Source organism: Escherichia sp. Lx600-2 (genome assembly GCF_036662595.1).
Classification (GTDB): Bacteria; Pseudomonadota; Gammaproteobacteria; order Enterobacterales; family Enterobacteriaceae; genus Escherichia; species Escherichia coli.
In genome coordinates, this window is the sequence record NZ_JAYQWM010000012.1 from 61036 (window position 1) to 80153 (window position 19118).

The following is a 19118-nucleotide window of genomic DNA, read 5'->3' on the forward strand; positions in this document are numbered from 1 at the left end:
CAATGCGAATATTTGTCTACGGCAGTTTACGCCACAAACAAGGCAACAGTCACTGGATGACCAATGCCCAGTTACTGGGCGATTTCAGTATCGATAACTACCAGTTGTATAGCCTGGGCCACTATCCAGGCGCAGTTCCGGGGAACGGAACAGTACACGGTGAAGTTTATCGTATTGACAACGCCACGCTGGCCGAACTTGATGCCTTGCGCACCAGGGGCGGTGAATACGCGCGCCAGTTGATTCAGACGCCGTACGGGAGTGCATGGATGTACGTTTATCAACGACCCGTCGATGGATTAAAGCTAATTGAAAGCGGCGACTGGTTAGACAGGGATAAGTAATAATAAAAGCACGCCACCTTCGGGTGGCGTTGTTTTATGCGATGTATCTCGCGATTTTTTTTTGTAACTTTTCCATCTTTTGCTTTTCTCTCCGAGCCGCTTTCCATATCTGCAATCGCATAAAAAACTCTGCTGGCGTTCACAAATGTGCAGGGGTAAAACGGGGGCACGCTTTGAACGGTGAGTATGAGTGAGGTCGGCTAACTTCCAGCAAGTGGCTATGAACAGCAAAATGGTGGTCGGGTTTGCTTGTTCTTACCGTTCAAGCCTTGCAACCGCTGAGAATAATGATGGTGGAATAGAGAGTTTATTTATCGCGGGCATAAAAAAACCCTTACTAACCGAAGCCCGGCGTTCAGGGTTATTGCGCTAGAAGAACTTATTTATTCTTTGCGCGCTCGAAGGAAGCAACGATTTCAGCTTTAGCGGCTTCTGCGTTTTCCCAACCTTCAACTTTCACCCACTTGCCTTTTTCGAGGTCTTTGTAGTGCTCGAAGAAGTGAGCGATCTGCGCTTTCAGCAGCTCTGGCAGATCGTTAACGTCTTTAATGTGATCGTATTCTTTGCTCAGCTTTGTGTGCGGAACAGCAATCAGTTTCGCATCTTCACCGGCTTCGTCGGTCATTTTCAGAACGCCAACCGGACGGCAACGGATCACAGAACCCGGCTGCAGCGGGTACGGAGTCGGGACCAGTACGTCAACCGGGTCACCGTCCAGAGACAGGGTGTGGTTGATGTAACCGTAGTTGCACGGATAGAACATCGCGGTGGACATGAAGCGGTCAACGAACAGTGCGCCGCTCTCTTTGTCGATTTCGTATTTGATCGGATCTGCGTTAGCCGGGATCTCAATAACAACGTAGATGTCTTCCGGCAGATCTTTACCCGCAGGGACGTTGAGTAAGCTCATGTCTGTTTCCTTTAAAAATATGTGGCAAACAAGTGCCGAGTATTATAGCCAACTCGCGCCGAATGTCTTCGCTTGTTTTCGTCTTCATTTTCCTTTTTCGCCAATTTTAAGACGGTATACAGAGCAGGAAAATCCATAACCGTAGCCGCATTTTTCATAGTGAGATGAAAGCGATTACAAACTTGTGATTAACGTTTTATTTACTTCTTTGAAGTGTGATGTAACGCAATCCGTTACATAACGAATTGTCTATAGTTTTTTCGCGAACATCTTTTCACCAATAATAATTACCCCGACGAGGACAACCCTATGTGGAAACGCTTACTTGTAGTCTCTGCAGTCTCGGCAGCCATGTCGTCTATGGCGTTGGCCGCTCCATTAACCGTAGGATTTTCGCAGGTCGGATCGGAATCTGGCTGGCGCGCCGCAGAAACCAATGTGGCGAAAAGTGAGGCCGAAAAACGCGGAATTACGCTGAAAATTGCCGATGGTCAGCAAAAGCAGGAAAACCAGATTAAAGCGGTACGTTCCTTCGTCGCGCAAGGGGTGGATGCGATCTTTATCGCTCCGGTGGTTGCGACTGGTTGGGAACCGGTATTAAAAGAGGCGAAAGATGCCGAAATCCCGGTCTTCTTGCTCGATCGTTCTATTGATGTGAAAGACAAATCTCTCTATATGACCACCGTCACTGCCGACAACATTCTCGAAGGCAAGTTGATTGGTGACTGGCTGGTAAAAGAAGTGAATGGCAAACCATGCAACGTGGTGGAGCTGCAGGGCACTGTTGGGGCCAGCGTCGCCATTGACCGTAAGAAAGGCTTTGCCGAAGCCATTAAGAATGCGCCAAATATCAAAATTATCCGCTCGCAGTCAGGTGACTTCACCCGCAGTAAAGGCAAAGAAGTCATGGAGAGCTTTATCAAAGCGGAAAACAACGGCAAAAACATCTGCATGGTTTACGCCCATAACGACGACATGGTGATTGGTGCAATTCAGGCAATTAAAGAAGCGGGCCTGAAACCAGGCAAAGATATTCTGACAGGTTCTATCGACGGCGTACCGGATATCTACAAAGCGATGATTGATGGCGAAGCGAACGCCAGTGTTGAACTGACGCCGAATATGGCAGGTCCCGCCTTCGACGCGCTGGAGAAATACAAAAAAGACGGCACCATGCCTGAAAAGCTGACGCTGACCAAATCCACCCTTTATCTGCCTGATACCGCAAAAGAAGAGTTAGAGAAGAAGAAAAATATGGGGTATTGAGGGTTGCTATGCCTGATGCCGATTCGTAGGCCGGATAAGGCGCTCGCGCCGCATCCGGCGGTGGTGCGCTGAAGCCTGATGCGACGCTTACCGCGTCTTATCATGCCTACTGGGAGCACGCTTTACACCGGGGGAAACCATGACGACTAACCAACACCAGGAGATCCTCCGCACCGAAGGATTAAGTAAATTTTTCCCCGGCGTCAAAGCGTTAGACAACGTTGATTTCAGCCTGCGCCGCGGCGAAATCATGGCGCTGCTCGGTGAAAACGGGGCAGGAAAATCAACGCTAATCAAAGCATTAACTGGTGTATACCACGCCGATCGCGGCACCATCTGGCTGGAAGGCCAGGCTATCTCACCGAAAAATACCGCCCATGCACAACAACTCGGTATCGGCACCGTCTATCAGGAAGTAAACCTGCTACCCAATATGTCGGTCGCTGATAATCTATTTATAGGCCGCGAACCCAAACGCTTCGGCCTTCTACGCCGCAAAGAGATGGAAAAGCGCGCCACCGAACTGATGGCATCTTACGGTTTCTCCCTCGACGTGCGCGAACCGCTCAACCGCTTTTCAGTCGCGATGCAGCAAATCGTCGCTATTTGCCGGGCTATCGATCTCTCTGCCAAAGTGCTGATCCTCGATGAACCCACCGCCAGTCTCGACACCCAGGAAGTGGAGTTACTGTTTGACCTGATGCGTCAGTTGCGCGATCGCGGCGTCAGCCTGATTTTTGTCACTCACTTTCTCGATCAGGTCTATCAGGTCAGCGATCGGATCACCGTCTTACGCAACGGCAGTTTCGTAGGCTGTCGGGAAACGTGCGAGCTACCGCAGATCGAACTGGTAAAAATGATGCTGGGGCGCGAGCTGGATACCCACGCGCTACAGCGTGCCGGGCGAACATTGTTGAGCGACAAACCCGTTGCCGCGTTCAAAAATTACGGCAAAAAAGGAACGATCGCACCGTTTGATCTCGAAGTACGCCCCGGCGAGATCGTCGGTCTGGCTGGATTGCTGGGATCAGGACGTACCGAAACCGCCGAAGTGATCTTCGGTATCAAACCTGCTGACAGCGGCACGGCGTTGATCAAAGGCAAACCGCAAAACCTGCGATCGCCACATCAGGCTTCGGTACTGGGCATTGGCTTCTGCCCGGAAGACAGGAAAACCGATGGCATCATCGCTGCCGCCTCGGTGCGGGAAAATATCATCCTCGCTCTCCAGGCCCAGCGCGGCTGGCTACGTCCCATTTCCCGCAAAGAACAGCAAGAGATTGCCGAACGCTTTATCCGCCAGCTTGGCATTCGCACACCTTCAACTGAACAACCGATTGAATTTCTCTCTGGCGGCAATCAGCAAAAAGTGTTGCTTTCACGTTGGCTACTGACCCGACCGCAATTTCTGATCCTTGATGAGCCAACTCGCGGCATTGATGTTGGTGCCCACGCCGAGATCATCCGCCTGATTGAAACGCTATGCGCCGATGGTCTGGCGCTGCTGGTGATCTCCTCCGAACTGGAAGAACTGGTGGGCTATGCCGACCGGGTGATCATCATGCGCGATCGCAAACAGGTGGCGGAGATCCCGCTGGCAGAGCTTTCCGTTCCGGCGATCATGAACGCCATTGCGGCGTAAGGAGAACAGTGTGATGCCTCAATCTCTCCCGGACACTACGCCGCCGAAAAGGCGCTTTCGCTGGCCAACGGGAATGCCGCAGCTGGCGGCACTGTTGCTGGTGCTGCTGGTCGATAGCCTGGTGGCCCCGCATTTCTGGCAGGTGGTGCTCCAGGATGGGCGTTTATTCGGTAGCCCCATAGACATTCTTAACCGTGCGGCCCCCGTTGCGCTGTTGGCTATCGGAATGACGCTGGTGATCGCAACAGGTGGGATTGATCTCTCCGTGGGGGCGGTGATGGCTATCGCCGGAGCCACAACGGCTGCGATGACGGTCGCGGGATTCAGCCTGCCGATTGTTTTGTTAAGCGCCCTGGGCACTGGCATCCTGGCGGGATTGTGGAACGGCATACTGGTAGCGATCCTCAAAATTCAGCCGTTTGTTGCCACCCTGATCCTGATGGTCGCCGGGCGCGGCGTGGCGCAACTGATCACCTCCGGACAGATCGTCACGTTTAACTCGCCGGATCTCTCATGGTTTGGCAGTGGATCGCTGTTGTTCCTGCCAACGCCGGTCATTATCGCGGTGCTGACGCTTATCCTGTTCTGGCTGTTGACCCGCAAAACGGCGCTGGGGATGTTTATCGAAGCCGTTGGTATCAACATTCGGGCGGCAAAAAATGCCGGGGTAAACACGCGGATCATCGTCATGCTTACCTACGTGTTGAGCGGGCTGTGTGCGGCGATTGCGGGCATTATCGTGGCGGCGGATATTCGCGGTGCCGATGCCAATAACGCCGGGTTATGGCTGGAGCTGGACGCCATTCTCGCGGTGGTTATTGGCGGCGGATCGCTGATGGGCGGACGTTTTAACCTACTGCTTTCGGTGGTGGGGGCGCTGATTATTCAGGGGATGAACACCGGAATTTTGCTTTCGGGCTTTCCGCCAGAGATGAACCAGGTTGTAAAAGCGGTGGTGGTTCTTTGCGTGCTGATTGTCCAGTCGCAACGCTTTATCAGTCTGATTAAAGGAGTACGTAGCCGTGATAAAACGTAATTTGCCACTGATGATCACCATCGGCGTCTTTGTGTTGGGTTATCTTTACTGCCTGACCCAGTTTCCCGGTTTTGCTTCCACAAGAGTGATCTGCAATATCCTGACCGATAACGCCTTTCTTGGGATCATTGCCGTTGGCATGACCTTTGTGATCCTCTCCGGTGGGATCGATCTCTCCGTCGGTTCGGTGATCGCCTTTACTGGCGTGTTTCTGGCAAAAGTGATTGGCGATTTCGGCCTCTCGCCGCTACTGGCGTTTCCGCTAGTGCTGGTGATGGGCTGTGCCTTCGGCGCATTTATGGGGCTTTTGATCGACGCCCTGAAGATCCCGGCATTTATCATTACCCTGGCGGGGATGTTCTTTTTGCGCGGTGTCAGCTATCTCGTTTCGGAAGAGTCGATTCCGATAAACCATCCCATTTATGACACGCTCTCAAGCCTTGCGTGGAAAATCCCTGGCGGCGGTCGCTTAAGTGCGATGGGACTGCTGATGCTGGCGGTGGTGGTTATCGGCATATTCCTCGCGCATCGTACCCGTTTTGGTAATCAGGTATACGCCATTGGCGGCAACGCAACGTCGGCAAACCTGATGGGGATTTCTACCCGCAGCACCACTATTCGCATTTATATGCTCTCCACCGGACTGGCAACGCTGGCGGGGATTGTCTTCTCGATTTATACCCAGGCCGGATATGCGCTGGCGGGCGTAGGTGTGGAACTGGATGCTATCGCCTCAGTGGTAATTGGCGGTACGCTTTTGAGCGGTGGCGTTGGAACGGTATTAGGGACGCTTTTTGGCGTGGCGATTCAGGGGCTAATTCAGACTTATATCAACTTTGACGGTACGCTGAGTTCCTGGTGGACGAAAATCGCCATCGGCATTTTGCTGTTCATTTTTATTGCCTTACAGCGTGGATTAACGGTGCTGTGGGAGAATCGTCAGAGTTCGCCAGTGACAAGAGTCAATATTGCGCAGCGATAAAAACGCCTCTCCGTGTGGAGAGGCGCAGGAGATTACGCGTCCGGGAATTCACGGATAAAGCGTTCGACATCTTCAACCATATGGTCGTTGCCGACAAAGAACGAACGGCGCTGGTGCAGAGTTTCCGGGATGATATCCAGAATACGCTCTTTGCCATCGCTCGCTTTACCGCCCGCTTGTTCCGCCAGGAATGCCATCGGGTTGCACTCATACAGCAAACGCAGTTTGCCGTCCGGGTGGCTGGCGGTGCCTGGGTAGAGATAAATACCGCCTTTCAGCAGGTTACGGTGGAAATCCGCGACCAGTGAACCGATATAACGTGAGGTATACGGGCGGTTGGTGGATTTATCTTCTTCCTGGCAGAATTTAATGTACTTCTTCACCCCGTTCGGAAACTTAATGTAGTTTCCTTCGTTGATGGAGTAGGTTTTGCCTTTCTCCGGGAAGCGCATCCGTTCCTGGCACAGGCAGAAAACGCCCAGCGAAGGATCGTAAGTAAAGGCGTGAACACCGCATCCGGTGGTGTAAACCAGCATGGTAGAGGAGCCGTATACCACGTAACCTGCCGCAACCTGTTTGTTACCAGGCTGGAGGAAATCTTCTTCCGTTACCGGCGTGCCAACAGGCGTAACGCGGCGGTAGATGGAGAAAATGGTACCGACAGAGACGTTAACATCGATGTTGGACGAGCCATCCAGGGGGTCCATCAGCACCACGTATTTTGCGTGTTCACAGCCTTCAAAGACGACAATCTCATCTTCTTCTTCAGAGGCAATGCCCGCAACGATATCGCGTGCTTTCAGTGCGGCTTTCAGTTTTTCATTAGCGAACAAGTCGAGTTTCTGCTGAACCTCGCCCTGCACGTTCTCAGCACCGCTGGCACCCAGGATATCAACCAGTCCTGCTTTGTTGATATCGCGATGGATAATCTTGGCGCCCAGTTTTATTGCCGACAGCAAAGCAGTGAGCTCACCGGTAGCATGAGAAAACTCGTGCTGCTTTTCGACAATAAATTCACCTAACGTTTTCATAAAACTTTCCCTGCAATGTTTATGGAGTAAAGCGACCGCAACAATCTTAACAAATAATCTCAATGTTGCGCTCAGGTGAATCGCGCCAGCAAATTGCGGATTATCCTGAAATGCGTTTCTCACTTGCCCGACATATGCGTAAAATGAGCGGCAGATTAAAAAAGGATAGTGACGTATGCGCATTCATATTTTAGGAATTTGTGGCACATTTATGGGCGGTCTGGCGATGCTGGCGCGCCAGTTAGGCCATGAAGTAACGGGTTCGGACGCCAATGTGTATCCGCCGATGAGCACCTTACTTGAGAAGCAAGGCATTGAGCTGATTCAGGGTTACGATGCCAGCCAGCTCGATCCGCAGCCGGATCTGGTGATTATTGGCAACGCCATGACCCGTGGAAATCCGTGTGTGGAAGCGGTACTGGAAAAAAACATCCCTTATATGTCAGGTCCACAGTGGCTGCACGATTTTGTGCTGCGCGACCGCTGGGTGCTGGCCGTTGCCGGTACACACGGCAAAACTACCACCGCGGGAATGGCGACCTGGATTCTGGAACAGTGCGGTTACAAACCGGGATTTGTGATCGGCGGTGTGCCGGGGAACTTTGAGGTTTCGGCGCGTCTGGGCGAAAGCGACTTCTTTGTTATCGAAGCGGATGAGTATGACTGCGCCTTCTTCGACAAACGCTCTAAATTTGTCCATTACTGCCCGCGTACGCTGATCCTCAACAACCTTGAGTTCGATCACGCCGATATCTTTGACGACCTGAAAGCGATCCAGAAACAGTTCCACCATCTGGTGCGTATCGTTCCGGGGCAGGGCCGTATTATCTGGCCGGAAAATGACATCAACCTGAAACAGACCATGGCGATGGGCTGCTGGAGCGAGCAGGAGCTGGTGGGTGAGCAGGGTCACTGGCAGGCGAAAAAGCTGACCACCGATGCTTCCGAATGGGAAGTTTTGCTGGATGGCGAAAAAGTGGGCGAAGTGAAATGGTCGCTGGTAGGCGAACATAATATGCACAATGGCCTGATGGCGATTGCAGCGGCTCGCCATGTTGGTGTAGCGCCGGCAGATGCCGCTAACGCGCTGGGTTCGTTTATTAATGCTCGTCGCCGTCTGGAGTTGCGTGGTGAAGCGAATGGTGTGACGGTATATGACGATTTTGCCCATCACCCGACGGCGATTCTGGCAACGCTTGCGGCGCTGCGTGGCAAAGTTGGTGGTACGGCGCGCATTATTGCTGTGCTGGAACCGCGCTCGAATACCATGAAAATGGGGATCTGCAAAGACGATCTGGCACCTTCATTAGGTCGTGCCGATGAAGTCTTCCTGCTGCAACCGGCGCATATTCCGTGGCAGGTGGCAGAAGTGGCAGAAGCCTGCGTTCAGCCTGCACACTGGAGTGGCGATGTGGATACGCTGGCAGATATGGTGGTGAAAACCGCTCAGCCTGGCGACCATATTCTGGTGATGAGCAACGGCGGTTTTGGTGGGATCCATCAGAAACTGCTGGATGGTCTGGCGAAGAAGGCGGAAGCTGCGCAGTAATTCGGCCTCAGCCTGATATAGTGTGCGTAGGCCGGATAAGGCATTCACGCCGCATCCGGCATTTGAGCATAGTGCCTGATGCGACGCTTGATGCGTCTTATCAGGCCTACAGGTGCACCGCATCCGGCAAACCATACTCACATCAACAACGAAAATTACCCTTCATTCTCCGCCAGTTCGCGCAGATACTGGAAAATCTGGCGTGCGGATTTCGGCGGCTTATTCCCTTCTTTCTCTTTCTTCGCGTTGCGGATCAGTGTACGCAGTTGCTGACGATCGGCATCGGGCCACAGATTCAATACTTCAGCGATGGCGTCATCACCTTGATCGATCAGACGATCGCGCAGGTTTTCCAGTTTATGGAACAGCACCACCTGCTGGTTGTGACGGTTTTTCAGCTTATCCAGCGCCTGACGAATAGGCTCTACGTCGCGCTGGCGCAGCATCTTACCGATGAGCTGCAACTGGCGGCGGCGACCTTCCATCTTAATACGCTGGGCGAGCTCAATAGCCGCGCGCAGATCCGCATCTAACGGGATCTTATCCAGCGCGTTTTTCCCCAGATCAACAATTTCCGCGCCAAGGCGTTTTAGCTCCTCGGCATCACGTTTAATTTCACTTTTACTGACCCAGATAATTTCATCGTCTTCGTCTTCGATGTCATCACCGGGAACGTCGTCGAGCCAGTCTTCGGGCTGCTTAGTCATCTCAGGCTCCTTAAAAAAAAGAGGCTAATGTTACCAGTTAAGATGCGCACTGAAAAACGGTTCTCTGTTAGACTTCAGAGAAACTCTCTACATTATGGCACTTGCAATGAAAGTAATCTCTCAAGTTGAAGCGCAGCGCAAGATTCTGGAAGAAGCAGTTTCCACTGCGCTGGAGTTGGCCTCAGGCAAATCGGACGGTGCGGAAGTTGCCGTCAGCAAGACCACCGGCATTAGCGTAAGCACGCGTTATGGTGAAGTGGAGAATGTTGAATTCAATAGCGATGGCGCGCTGGGGATCACTGTTTATCACCAGAACCGCAAAGGTAGCGCATCATCCACCGATTTAAGCCCGCAGGCCATTGCCCGTACTGTACAGGCGGCGCTGGATATTGCCCGTTATACCTCGCCAGATCCCTGTGCCGGCCTGGCAGACAAAGAACTGCTGGCCTTTGACGCACCAGATCTCGACTTGTTCCACCCTGCTGAAGTTTCCCCGGATGATGCCATTGAACTGGCGGCCCGCGCAGAACAGGCGGCATTGCAGGCGGACAAACGCATTACCAATACCGAAGGCGGCAGTTTTAACAGCCACTACGGTGTCAAAGTTTTTGGCAACAGCCACGGCATGTTGCAGGGTTACTGCTCTACGCGTCATTCACTCTCCAGCTGTGTAATTGCCGAAGAAAATGGCGATATGGAGCGTGATTACGCCTACACCATTGGTCGTGCGATGAGCGATCTGCAAACGCCAGAGTGGGTTGGGGCCGACTGTGCTCGCCGTACTTTATCGCGCCTGTCACCGCGTAAACTCTCCACCATGAAAGCGCCAGTCATTTTTGCCAATGAAGTGGCAACCGGGCTTTTTGGCCATCTGGTGGGGGCGATAGCGGGTGGCTCGGTTTACCGTAAATCTACCTTTCTGCTGGATTCGCTGGGTAAACAAATTCTGCCGGACTGGCTGACCATTGAAGAGCATCCGCATCTGCTGAAAGGGCTGGCGTCGACGCCATTCGACAGCGAAGGTGTGCGCACCGAGCGTCGCGATATTATTAAAGATGGCATCCTGACTCAGTGGCTGCTGACCAGCTACTCGGCGCGGAAACTGGGGCTGAAAAGCACCGGACATGCGGGCGGTATTCACAACTGGCGGATTGCCGGACAAGGGCTAAGCTTCGAACAAATGCTCAAAGAGATGGGCACCGGGCTGGTGGTGACGGAGCTGATGGGCCAGGGCGTGAGTGCCATTACCGGTGATTATTCCCGTGGTGCAGCGGGCTTCTGGGTAGAGAATGGCGAAATTCAGTATCCCGTTAGTGAAATCACCATCGCAGGTAATTTAAAAGATATGTGGCGCAATATTGTCACCGTCGGTAACGATATTGAAACACGCAGTAATATACAGTGTGGTTCTGTGCTGTTGCCGGAGATGAAAATCGCCGGGCAGTAAAAAACTGGCGCGACCTGCCGCGCCAAATCTTCATAATAAAAAAGGAAGTGAGCAATGCGTAAAAGCCTGTTAGCTATTCTTGCAGTCTCCTCGTTGGTATTCAGTTCGGCGTCGTTTGCCGCTGATCTTGAAGACAATATGGAAACCCTCAACGACAATTTAAAAGTGGTCGAAAAAGCCGATAACGCGGCGCAAGTCAAAGACGCGTTAACGAAGATGCGCGCCGCAGCGCTGGATGCGCAAAAAGCGACGCCGCCGAAGCTTGAAGGCAAATCACCGGACAGCCCGGAAATGAAAGACTTCCGCCACGGTTTCGATATTCTGGTCGGTCAGATTGACGACGCGCTGAAGCTGGCAAATGAAGGTAAAGTAAAAGAAGCGCAGGCTGCCGCAGAGCAACTGAAAACGACCCGCAACGCCTATCACCAGAAGTATCGTTAATTCCTCATTTCCCTGTTGCCTGCACTCAGGTAACAGGGAACTTATCATCGCAAATGATGCACCACCTGATTGCTGCTGCCGCGCCAGATCAGGGAAGGGTCTTTTAAATCCTGCACAAATTTGCCGTCGACCAGCACGTTAATCAAATCAACAACCTGCATTTGCGCAGCGTTGAGTTCGTCGAGTTTATAGCCTGTCCACACCCAGATGTCTTTACCCGGACACTCGGCGCGGATGCGTTGTACCAGTTTCAGAATATCCGGCACGTTTTGCGGATGCAGCGGATCGCCGCCGGAGAGGGAAATCCCCTGGCGTTTGATACGAGTGTCATTCAGATCGTTAATGATCTGGTCTTCCATTGCTTTGGTAAATGGCTGACCAGAATTTACCCGCCATGTGCTTTTGTTATAGCAACCGGGGCATTCATGAACACACCCGGAGACAAACAGGGTGCAGCGAGTGCCGGGGCCGTTGACGATGTCGACAGGATAGTACTGATGATAATTCATTATTTCGCCTGGCTTATCAGTCCGCGTGTAGGCTGCATCCGGTAATCAATGCCTGATGCGACGCTGTCGCGTCTTATCAGGCCTACACAGCCGTTGCCAAATGTAGGCCGGATAAGGCGTTTACGCCGCATCCGGCATTTGCTTAGCGCAGAGTGAAGATTAACCTATCTGCCCATTCCCCAAATGTTTAACGCGGCGCTTAACTTCTTCCTGCTTACCAGCGTTAAACGGACGTGCATCCGGGCTACCTAAATATCCGCACACGCGGCGAGTTACCGACACACGGGAGGCGTCATGGTTACCACATTTCGGGCAAGTAAAGCCTTTGCTGGTGCACTCGAACTCACCGGTAAAGCCACACTCGTAGCACTCATCAATCGGTGTATTGGTGCCGTAATACGGTACATGCTGATAGCTGTAATCCCAGACATCTTCCAGCGCTTTCAGGTTGTGCTGAATGTTTGGATACTCGCCGTAGCAAATGAAACCACCGTTCGCCAGCGGCGGGTAAGGCGCTTCAAAGTCGATCTTGTCGTACGGGTTAACCTTCTTCTCCACATCAAGGTGGAAACTGTTGGTGTAGTAACCTTTATCGGTCACGCCCGGCACCACGCCAAACTCAGCAGTATCGAGACGGCAGAAGCGGTCGCACAGGTTTTCACTCGGCGTGCTGTAGAGACTGAAACCATAACCCGTTTCTTCTTTCCACTGATCCACTGCCTGACGCAGACGTTCAACAATCGCGATACCTTTCGCGCGGAGCTGCTCGTTGTCGTAAACATGCTCGCCGCCGAACAGCGCGTTAATGGTTTCGTGGATGCCGATGTAACCCAGCGAAATAGACGCACGACCGTTTTTGAAGATTTCAGAAACATCATCGTCAGCATTCAGACGCACGCCACAAGCACCTTCCATATAAAGGATCGGGGCCACGCGCGCTTTCACGCCTTCCAGACGAGCGATACGGGTCATCAGCGCCTTACGTGCCAGCACCAGACGTTCATCCAGCAGCTTCCAGAAGGTGGCTTCATCGCCTTTTGCTTCCAGAGCAATACGCGGCAGGTTCAGGCTGATCACGCCGAGGTTGTTACGACCATCGTGGATCTGCTCGCCGTTTTCATTTTCCCACACGCCGAGGAAGCTGCGGCAGCCCATCGGGGTTTTAAACGAACCGGTGACTTTCACTACCTGATCGTAGTTCAGGATATCCGGATACATGCGCTTGCTTGCGCACTCCAGCGCCAGCTGTTTGATGTCGTAGTTCGGATCGCCTTTTTTATGGTTCAGACCATCGCGAATCGCAAACACCAGTTTCGGGAACACCGCAGTTTTACGGTTTTTACCGAGACCTGCGATACGGTTACGCAGGATAGATTCCTGAATCAGGCGCGATTCCCAGCTGGTGCCCAGACCAAAACCAAAAGTTACAAACGGCGTTTGACCGTTGGCGGTATGCAGGGTGTTTACTTCGTACTCCAGCGACTGGAAGGCATCGTAGCACTCTTTAATGGTACGAGAGTTAGCGTAGCCTTCTGCGTCCGGGATGCTCCACTCTTCTGCGGTCTTGCGATGTTTGTTGTAGCTGGCGGTGACAAACGGTGCCAGCACTTCATCGATACGGTTAATGGTGGTGCCGCCATAAATATGGCTGGCAACCTGAGCAATAATCTGCGCAGTTACCGCGGTTGCCGTTGAGATCGACTTCGGCGGTTCAATCTCGGCGTTCCCCATTTTAAAGCCCTGGGTCAGCATGCCTTTCAGGTCGATCAACATGCAGTTGAACATCGGGAAAAACGGTGAGTAATCGAGATCGTGATAGTGAATATCGCCACGCTCATGTGCCTGCACCACGTCACGCGGCAGCAGGTGCTGACGTGCATAGTGTTTAGCCACGATCCCGGCCAGCAGGTCGCGCTGGGTTGGAATCACCTTGCTGTCTTTGTTGGCGTTTTCGTTGAGTAACGAGGCGTTGGTCTGCTCGACCAGACCACGGATCTCCTGGTTCAGGCGACCGCGTTTTTCACGTTCAATGTCGCGATCGTGACGGTACTCGATGTAAGCGCGAGCCAGTTGTTTGTATGGACCCGACATCAGCTGGTTTTCAACTGCGGTCTGGATCTCGTTGATATCCACCTGGTTGCGGCCCTGCATCTGCTCGCTGACAACCGCGGCAACAGTGGCGCAATAATCGGCATCATCGACTTCCGCTGCTTTAGCTGCACGCAGAATCGCTTCTTTGATGCGCTCTGATTTAAACGGCACTTTGCAGCCGTCTCGTTTCATCACATGCGGTGTCATGATCGCTCCATATTTTTAAGAACAGGTTATCCACAGAAATTGGGAAAGGCGTTTTCCGGTTTTTTCGTTTCGTTTTCCGGTGCTTTCCGCAATCGCCATCCGCTTATCCACAACGCCGCACCTTTTTCGTGGGGAGCTGTAGTAGCAATTATAGTCGATTAATACAACATATTGGGTTGGGACGCATTTTAAAGTCTATATATAGTGCTTTGCATCAAGGATGTTTTAACTTTTTTTGATGTAGCTCAAAGTAAAAAGCAGAGCGTACGGATGACGGGCGCTACAGCGTTATGTAAATTTTTTAATGAATTTGCTGGTTGAAAAATCAACAAAAACAACATGCTGACAGACAAAACCCCGGAATGACCGGCATTACCGGGGCTTAGGGAAGATTTACTTCTGTAACCACCAGACAGCCTCAAAAGGCCGTAAATTCATGGCACAGGGTTGTGGTGAGGCTTCTTCGTAGTTATGCATCACAAGCTGCCAGTTGCCGCGCATTTGCCCTGGCTGCCAGGGTTGGATCTCACGGCTAAGGTTGGCAATGACCAGCAAGGTTTGCCCCTTCCATTCACGGCGATAGCACCACAATACAGGGCTGTTTGGCAGCAGATCCTGGTAATTGCCCCATGTCAGGATGGCTTCTTGCTTACGCAGTGCGATTAACTTTTGGTAGGTGTAAAACACCGAGGACTCATCGGCCAGCGCGGCTTCTACGTTGATTTGTTGATAGTTATCGCCCAGGCCAATCCACGGTTCGCCAGCCGTAAACCCGGCATTATCGCCGTTGCTCCATTGCATGGGCGTGCGGCTGTTGTCACGGGATTTACTGGCGAGGATTGCCAATAACTCGTCGGCATCACGACCATCGTTGCGCAGCTCGGCAAACATATTGAGGCTCTCCACGTCGCGATAGTCAGTAATGCGCGTGAAATGCGGGTTGGTCATGCCAATCTCTTCGCCCTGGTAGATATACGGCGTTCCCTGCATGCCATGCAGCACCATCGCCAGCATTTTTGCCGCAGGCACGCGGTATTCACCTTCATCACCAAAGCGAGAAATAATGCGCGGCTGATCGTGGTTACACCAGAACAAGGCATTCCATGCCACGTTGTGCATTCCTTGTTGCCAGTGGCGGAACAATGTTTTCAACGCCACAAAGTCAGGTTTAGCCAGCGTCCATTTTTCACCACCGGGATAATCGACCTTCAGGTGATGAAAATTAAAGGTCATCGACAATTCACTGCCTGTCAGTGCCGCGTATCGCTGGCAATGCTCAAGGCTGGTGGAGGACATTTCACCTACGGTCATTAACCCGCGTGGCGTAAACACATCGCGGTTCATCTCGTGCAAAAACTCGTGTGCTCGTGGCCCGTCGGTGTAGAAGCGACGCCCGTCGCCATCCAGGTCATCAGGGAAACGTGGGTCTTTGGAGATCAGATTCACCACATCCAGGCGCAACCCGTCGACCCCACGATCGGCCCAGAACTCACAGACTTTTTTCAGCTCTGCGCGTACCGCTGGATTCTCCCAGTTGAGATCCGCCTGCTCTGGTGCAAAGAGATGCAAATAGTACTGTTCGCTTTCCGCATGCCAGCGCCACGCACTACCGCCAAATTTTGAACGCCAGTTGTTCGGTGGCGTTTCTGGTTCGCCATCGCGCCAGATATAAAACTGGCGGTAAGGGCTTTCTTTGTTCAGCGCCTCGCGAAACCAGGCATGTTGGGTAGAGGTATGGTTAAACACCATATCGAGAATGATACGAATCCCGCGCGATTTTGCCTGCGTCACCAGTTCGTCAAAATCGTCCAGCGTGCCGTAAGTGGGATCAATCGCCGTATAGTTCGCTACGTCGTAACCGTTATCGACCTGGGGAGAGACATAAAAGGGGGTTAGCCAGATGGCATCAACGCCCAGTTTATGCAGATAGCCCAGGCGTTGGATAACGCCACGTAAATCGCCGGTGCCGCTACCCGTGGTGTCCTGAAAACTCTTTGGATAAATCTGGTAGATAACGCCGTTTTGCCACCAGTGGGGAAGATTAGTCATTACGTTATTCCTGCAAATGCGAGAGGGCGCAATTGCGCCCCGAAGAAAATTAAACAATGTCCAGCGTGCCCAGGCGGTATTTCCGCTGATAGATAAACGAGGTGAGTACAATCGGGATGATGATGGCGATAGCCATTGCCAGCGCAAACACCTGCCAGTAGCTCGGTTGAATCGAGAGAATTCCCGGCAGGCCGCCTACGCCGATGCCATTCGCCATAACGCCGTTCAGGCCGCATAGCAATCCTGCCAGACCAGAACCAATCATCGCGCACAGCATCGGGAAGCGATATTTCAGGTTGATGCCGTACATTGCAGGCTCAGTGACCCCAAGCCAGGCGGAGATAGCGGCAGGCACGGAGATCTCGCGTTCATTGTGCTTGCGGCTGGAAATGATAATGCCTATCACGGCGGAGCCCTGAGCGATATTCGACAGCGCAATCAGCGGCCACACTGGCGTGCCACCCATGCTTTGAATCATCTGCAAATCAATAGCAAGGGTGGTCTGGTGTACGCCGGTGATCACCAGCGGCGCGTACAGGAAGCCAAACAATGCCGCACCAATCGGAGCAAAGCTGCCGGTCATCAGGTGACGTACCGCAAAGGCAACGCCATCGCCAATCATGCGACCAAACGGACCAATCAGCGCATGGGCGAGGAACACCGCGAGGATCAGCGAACAGACGGGTACCACCACCAGATAGAGGTAATCCGGCACGATGCGTTTAAGGCGAGTTTCAATAACGCCCAGCGCCAGTCCGGCTAACAGTGCCGGGATCACCTGCGCCTGATAGCCTACTTTGGCGATGCTGAACATGCCAAAGTCCCACACTTCCGGCAGCTGCTGCCCGAGCAGATAAGCGTTCATCAGCTGTGGAGAAACCAGTGTCACGCCAAGCACGATACCGAGGATCGGCGTGCCGCCCATTTTTTTCACCGCTGACCAGCAAATCCCGACCGGCAGGTAGAAGAAGATCGCTTCACCGATCAACCACAGAAAATCGTAGATCGTTTGCAGGGAAGGGTACATTTGCGCCAGCGTTTGACCGTTGCTCATGGGCAAATCGCCGATCACATTGCGAAAACCGAGGATCAAACCGCCGCTAATCAACGCGGGCAGCAACGGGAAGAAGATCTCCGCGAAATGAGAGATCAACTGCTCATGCCATTTCATATTCTGCCGGGCGGCTTTTTTTACCTGCTCTTTATCAACCTGCGCCTGTCCGGTTGACGCTATTAGTGCTTGATAGTAATCACCCACATTGGTGCCAATCACCACCTGAAATTGCCCGGCATTGGTGAAACAGCCTTTCACCATGGGGAGTTGCTCAATTTCTTTCGGTCTGGCATTGGCCGGTTGGTTGAGGACAAAGCGCAGGCGAGTAATACAGTGGCTCACTGTCGCAATATTGCCGCGCCCGCCGACCAGTTCAATCAACCGATCGATATCCGTTTGGTTTATTTTGCTCATCATAAAGCCCCATGGCAGATGACATTTTTGGTTGGCTGCAGAATATATTGCGCGGAAAAATTTAAAAACGGGAACGTTCCCGAAACGCAGCGAAGATCACAATTTATCGTTCAGGAAACGATCAGGACAGGGTGGCGGGGATGATGATTTGTTGCGGTTCGCTGCGCCCGGTTACCTGTGCGATCAACTGGCAGGCCGCCTGGCGTCCAGCTTCGGCGTAACCAGGATCTACGGTGACGATCTCCGGATGAAGGAATTTCATTAATGGCGTATTACCGACGCTCGCCAGTTGCAAGGTGTCGATGCGTTGCTCTTGCAGGTATTTACTTGCGCCAAGTGCCAGCGTGTCGGTTGCGCACAGTAAGGCGGTAGTTTCAGGCGTAATCACTTTTGCTACGTTCTCATAGCCTTGCTTCATAGCAAGGCCTGGCAGAGCGGCAACGGGATGCAGTTTATGCGCTTTGCAGAACGCCAGGTAGGCTTCGTGACGTCGCTTCCCGGTCGTCACGTCACTATGCGGCACGCCGAGATAACTGATATTACGATGCCCCTGGTCATACAGCCGTTGCATCAGGATCTTGATTGCCCCTTCGTCGTCATAACAGACCGAAGCAAAACCTTTTGCGTCACGCGCCAGCAGAACCAGCGATGACTGCCAGTGGGCTAACATTTCTTCTGTTATGCCAGTAAAACCGAACAGCACTACGCCGTCGATATTACGCCGTTTCAGCACCCCCAAATGTTCGGCAACTAATTGTGGGGAAAACTGACTTTCCATCATGATTGGGTCGTAACCTTGTTCATAGAACGCTGGCAGCATGGTTTGAACGGCGAGATTTTCTGACAACGAATCCAGACGGGTAACAATGATGGCGACCACTTTATCGCTTTGCCCACGCATAGCGCGCGCAGAGCGGGAAGGGGAAAATCCATGCTGATTCATCACTGCTTCAACACGCTCGCGGGTGCGCTGGCTCACGCCGCTTTCGTTATTCAGCACCCGGGAAACTGTAGATTTCCCCACGCCGCTTAAGCGTGCGATGTCTTTGATGGTCAGCCGATTTTGCATCCTGTTGTCCTGTAACGTGTTGTTTAATTATTTGAGCCTAACTTTACCCGTGCATTCAGCAATGGGTAAAGTCTGGTTTATCGTTGGTTTAGTTGCCAGCAGGTATTATATCGCCATAGATGCTACGAATATTATTGGATTCTCCTTATTATTTGCGGCGCTTTTTTCACTTACCGGAGGTTATATGGAACCTGATCCCACGCCTCTCCCTCGACGGAGATTAAAACTTTTCCGGTAAGCCCGTCTTTTCACGGCGTTACCGGATGCGTAAGGCCGTGACGTTTTAACGTCCCTGCTCAGCTTTATTACCTTCAGGTAAGGCTTCGCCACGCCTGAAGACATTTCTGTACTGTTTCAGACAGTGCGGAGG

17 protein-coding genes are annotated in these 19118 nt (G+C 52.5%); 9 read left to right on the top strand and 8 right to left on the bottom strand.

What is annotated here, in order from left to right; genetic code table 11:
- The first annotated feature begins 2 nt into the window (after window positions 1-2).
- Window positions 3-344 (top strand): gamma-glutamylcyclotransferase family protein, encoded by a 342-nt coding sequence (locus OQV04_RS06845; protein WP_001219160.1) that lies wholly within the window; start codon window positions 3-5, stop codon window positions 342-344.
- Between the two features lie 379 nt (window positions 345-723).
- On the opposite strand, the gene ppa is transcribed toward OQV04_RS06845, so the two are convergent.
- The gene (gene ppa, locus OQV04_RS06850) at window positions 724-1254 is read right to left on the bottom strand and encodes an inorganic diphosphatase (RefSeq protein WP_000055072.1); all 531 of its coding nucleotides are present in this window, start codon (window positions 1252-1254) and stop codon (window positions 724-726) included.
- A 309-nt stretch (window positions 1255-1563) separates the two neighbouring features.
- Here ppa and ytfQ point away from each other — a divergent pair, with 309 nt between their 5' ends.
- The 4 genes from ytfQ (at window position 1564) to yjfF (ending at window position 6180) form a co-directional block, all read left to right on the top strand.
- The gene (gene ytfQ, locus OQV04_RS06855) at window positions 1564-2520 is read left to right on the top strand and encodes a galactofuranose ABC transporter substrate-binding protein YtfQ (RefSeq protein ID WP_000265933.1); all 957 of its coding nucleotides are present in this window, start codon (window positions 1564-1566) and stop codon (window positions 2518-2520) included.
- Window positions 2521-2659: 139 nt separating this feature from the next.
- Window positions 2660-4162, top strand: coding sequence for a galactofuranose ABC transporter, ATP-binding protein YtfR (ytfR, locus tag OQV04_RS06860; RefSeq protein WP_000210557.1), 1503 nt, complete (start codon window positions 2660-2662; stop codon window positions 4160-4162).
- A 13-nt stretch (window positions 4163-4175) separates the two neighbouring features.
- Entirely contained in the window at window positions 4176-5198 is a 1023-nt protein-coding gene (gene ytfT, locus OQV04_RS06865; RefSeq protein WP_001297255.1) for a galactofuranose ABC transporter, ATP-binding protein YtfT, read from the top strand.
- The gene (gene yjfF / locus OQV04_RS06870) at window positions 5185-6180 is read left to right on the top strand and encodes a galactofuranose ABC transporter, permease protein YjfF (protein ID WP_000596015.1); all 996 of its coding nucleotides are present in this window, start codon (window positions 5185-5187) and stop codon (window positions 6178-6180) included. Before ytfT ends, yjfF begins: the two co-directional genes overlap by 14 nt.
- 32 nt (window positions 6181-6212) lie before the next feature.
- On the opposite strand, the gene fbp is transcribed toward yjfF, so the two are convergent.
- Window positions 6213-7211 (bottom strand): class 1 fructose-bisphosphatase, encoded by a 999-nt coding sequence (gene fbp / locus OQV04_RS06875; protein WP_332641606.1) that lies wholly within the window; start codon window positions 7209-7211, stop codon window positions 6213-6215.
- A 175-nt stretch (window positions 7212-7386) separates the two neighbouring features.
- Between fbp and mpl the strand changes: the two genes are divergently transcribed.
- Window positions 7387-8760, top strand: coding sequence for a UDP-N-acetylmuramate:L-alanyl-gamma-D-glutamyl-meso-diaminopimelate ligase (gene mpl, locus OQV04_RS06880; RefSeq protein WP_001219792.1), 1374 nt, complete (start codon window positions 7387-7389; stop codon window positions 8758-8760).
- A 155-nt stretch (window positions 8761-8915) separates the two neighbouring features.
- Here the strand turns inward: mpl and yjgA are convergent, their stop codons facing one another.
- On the bottom strand, window positions 8916-9467 hold the full coding sequence (gene yjgA / locus OQV04_RS06885) for a ribosome biogenesis factor YjgA (RefSeq protein WP_000166270.1): 552 nt from the start codon (window positions 9465-9467) through the stop codon (window positions 8916-8918).
- Between the two features lie 94 nt (window positions 9468-9561).
- Here yjgA and pmbA point away from each other — a divergent pair, with 94 nt between their 5' ends.
- Entirely contained in the window at window positions 9562-10914 is a 1353-nt protein-coding gene (gene pmbA / locus OQV04_RS06890; protein WP_001162160.1) for a metalloprotease PmbA, read from the top strand.
- 54 nt (window positions 10915-10968) lie between these two features.
- Window positions 10969-11355, top strand: coding sequence for a cytochrome b562 (gene cybC / locus OQV04_RS06895; RefSeq protein ID WP_001232246.1), 387 nt, complete (start codon window positions 10969-10971; stop codon window positions 11353-11355).
- 44 nt (window positions 11356-11399) lie between these two features.
- On the opposite strand, the gene nrdG is transcribed toward cybC, so the two are convergent.
- The 5 genes from nrdG to treR form a co-directional block, all read right to left on the bottom strand.
- Window positions 11400-11864, bottom strand: coding sequence for an anaerobic ribonucleoside-triphosphate reductase-activating protein (nrdG, locus tag OQV04_RS06900; RefSeq protein WP_001106233.1), 465 nt, complete (start codon window positions 11862-11864; stop codon window positions 11400-11402).
- Between the two features lie 159 nt (window positions 11865-12023).
- The gene (nrdD, locus tag OQV04_RS06905) at window positions 12024-14162 is read right to left on the bottom strand and encodes an anaerobic ribonucleoside-triphosphate reductase (protein WP_000187791.1); all 2139 of its coding nucleotides are present in this window, start codon (window positions 14160-14162) and stop codon (window positions 12024-12026) included.
- A gap of 393 nt (window positions 14163-14555) precedes the next feature.
- Window positions 14556-16211, bottom strand: a complete 1656-nt coding sequence (gene treC / locus OQV04_RS06910; protein ID WP_001329675.1) for an alpha,alpha-phosphotrehalase — start codon at window positions 16209-16211, stop codon at window positions 14556-14558.
- Window positions 16212-16260: 49 nt separating this feature from the next.
- Window positions 16261-17682, bottom strand: coding sequence for a PTS trehalose transporter subunit IIBC (gene treB / locus OQV04_RS06915; RefSeq protein ID WP_001299664.1), 1422 nt, complete (start codon window positions 17680-17682; stop codon window positions 16261-16263).
- Window positions 17683-17800: 118 nt separating this feature from the next.
- Window positions 17801-18748 carry a trehalose operon repressor TreR gene (gene treR, locus OQV04_RS06920; protein ID WP_001181324.1) on the bottom strand — a complete coding sequence of 316 codons (948 nt, stop codon included), beginning with the start codon at window positions 18746-18748 and terminating at the stop codon, window positions 17801-17803.
- 184 nt (window positions 18749-18932) lie between these two features.
- Between treR and mgtL the strand changes: the two genes are divergently transcribed.
- A complete protein-coding gene (mgtL, locus tag OQV04_RS06925) occupies window positions 18933-18986 on the top strand; it encodes a mgtA regulatory leader peptide MgtL (protein WP_001387276.1) in 54 nt (17 codons plus the stop codon).
- The last annotated feature ends 132 nt before the right edge of the window (window positions 18987-19118 follow it).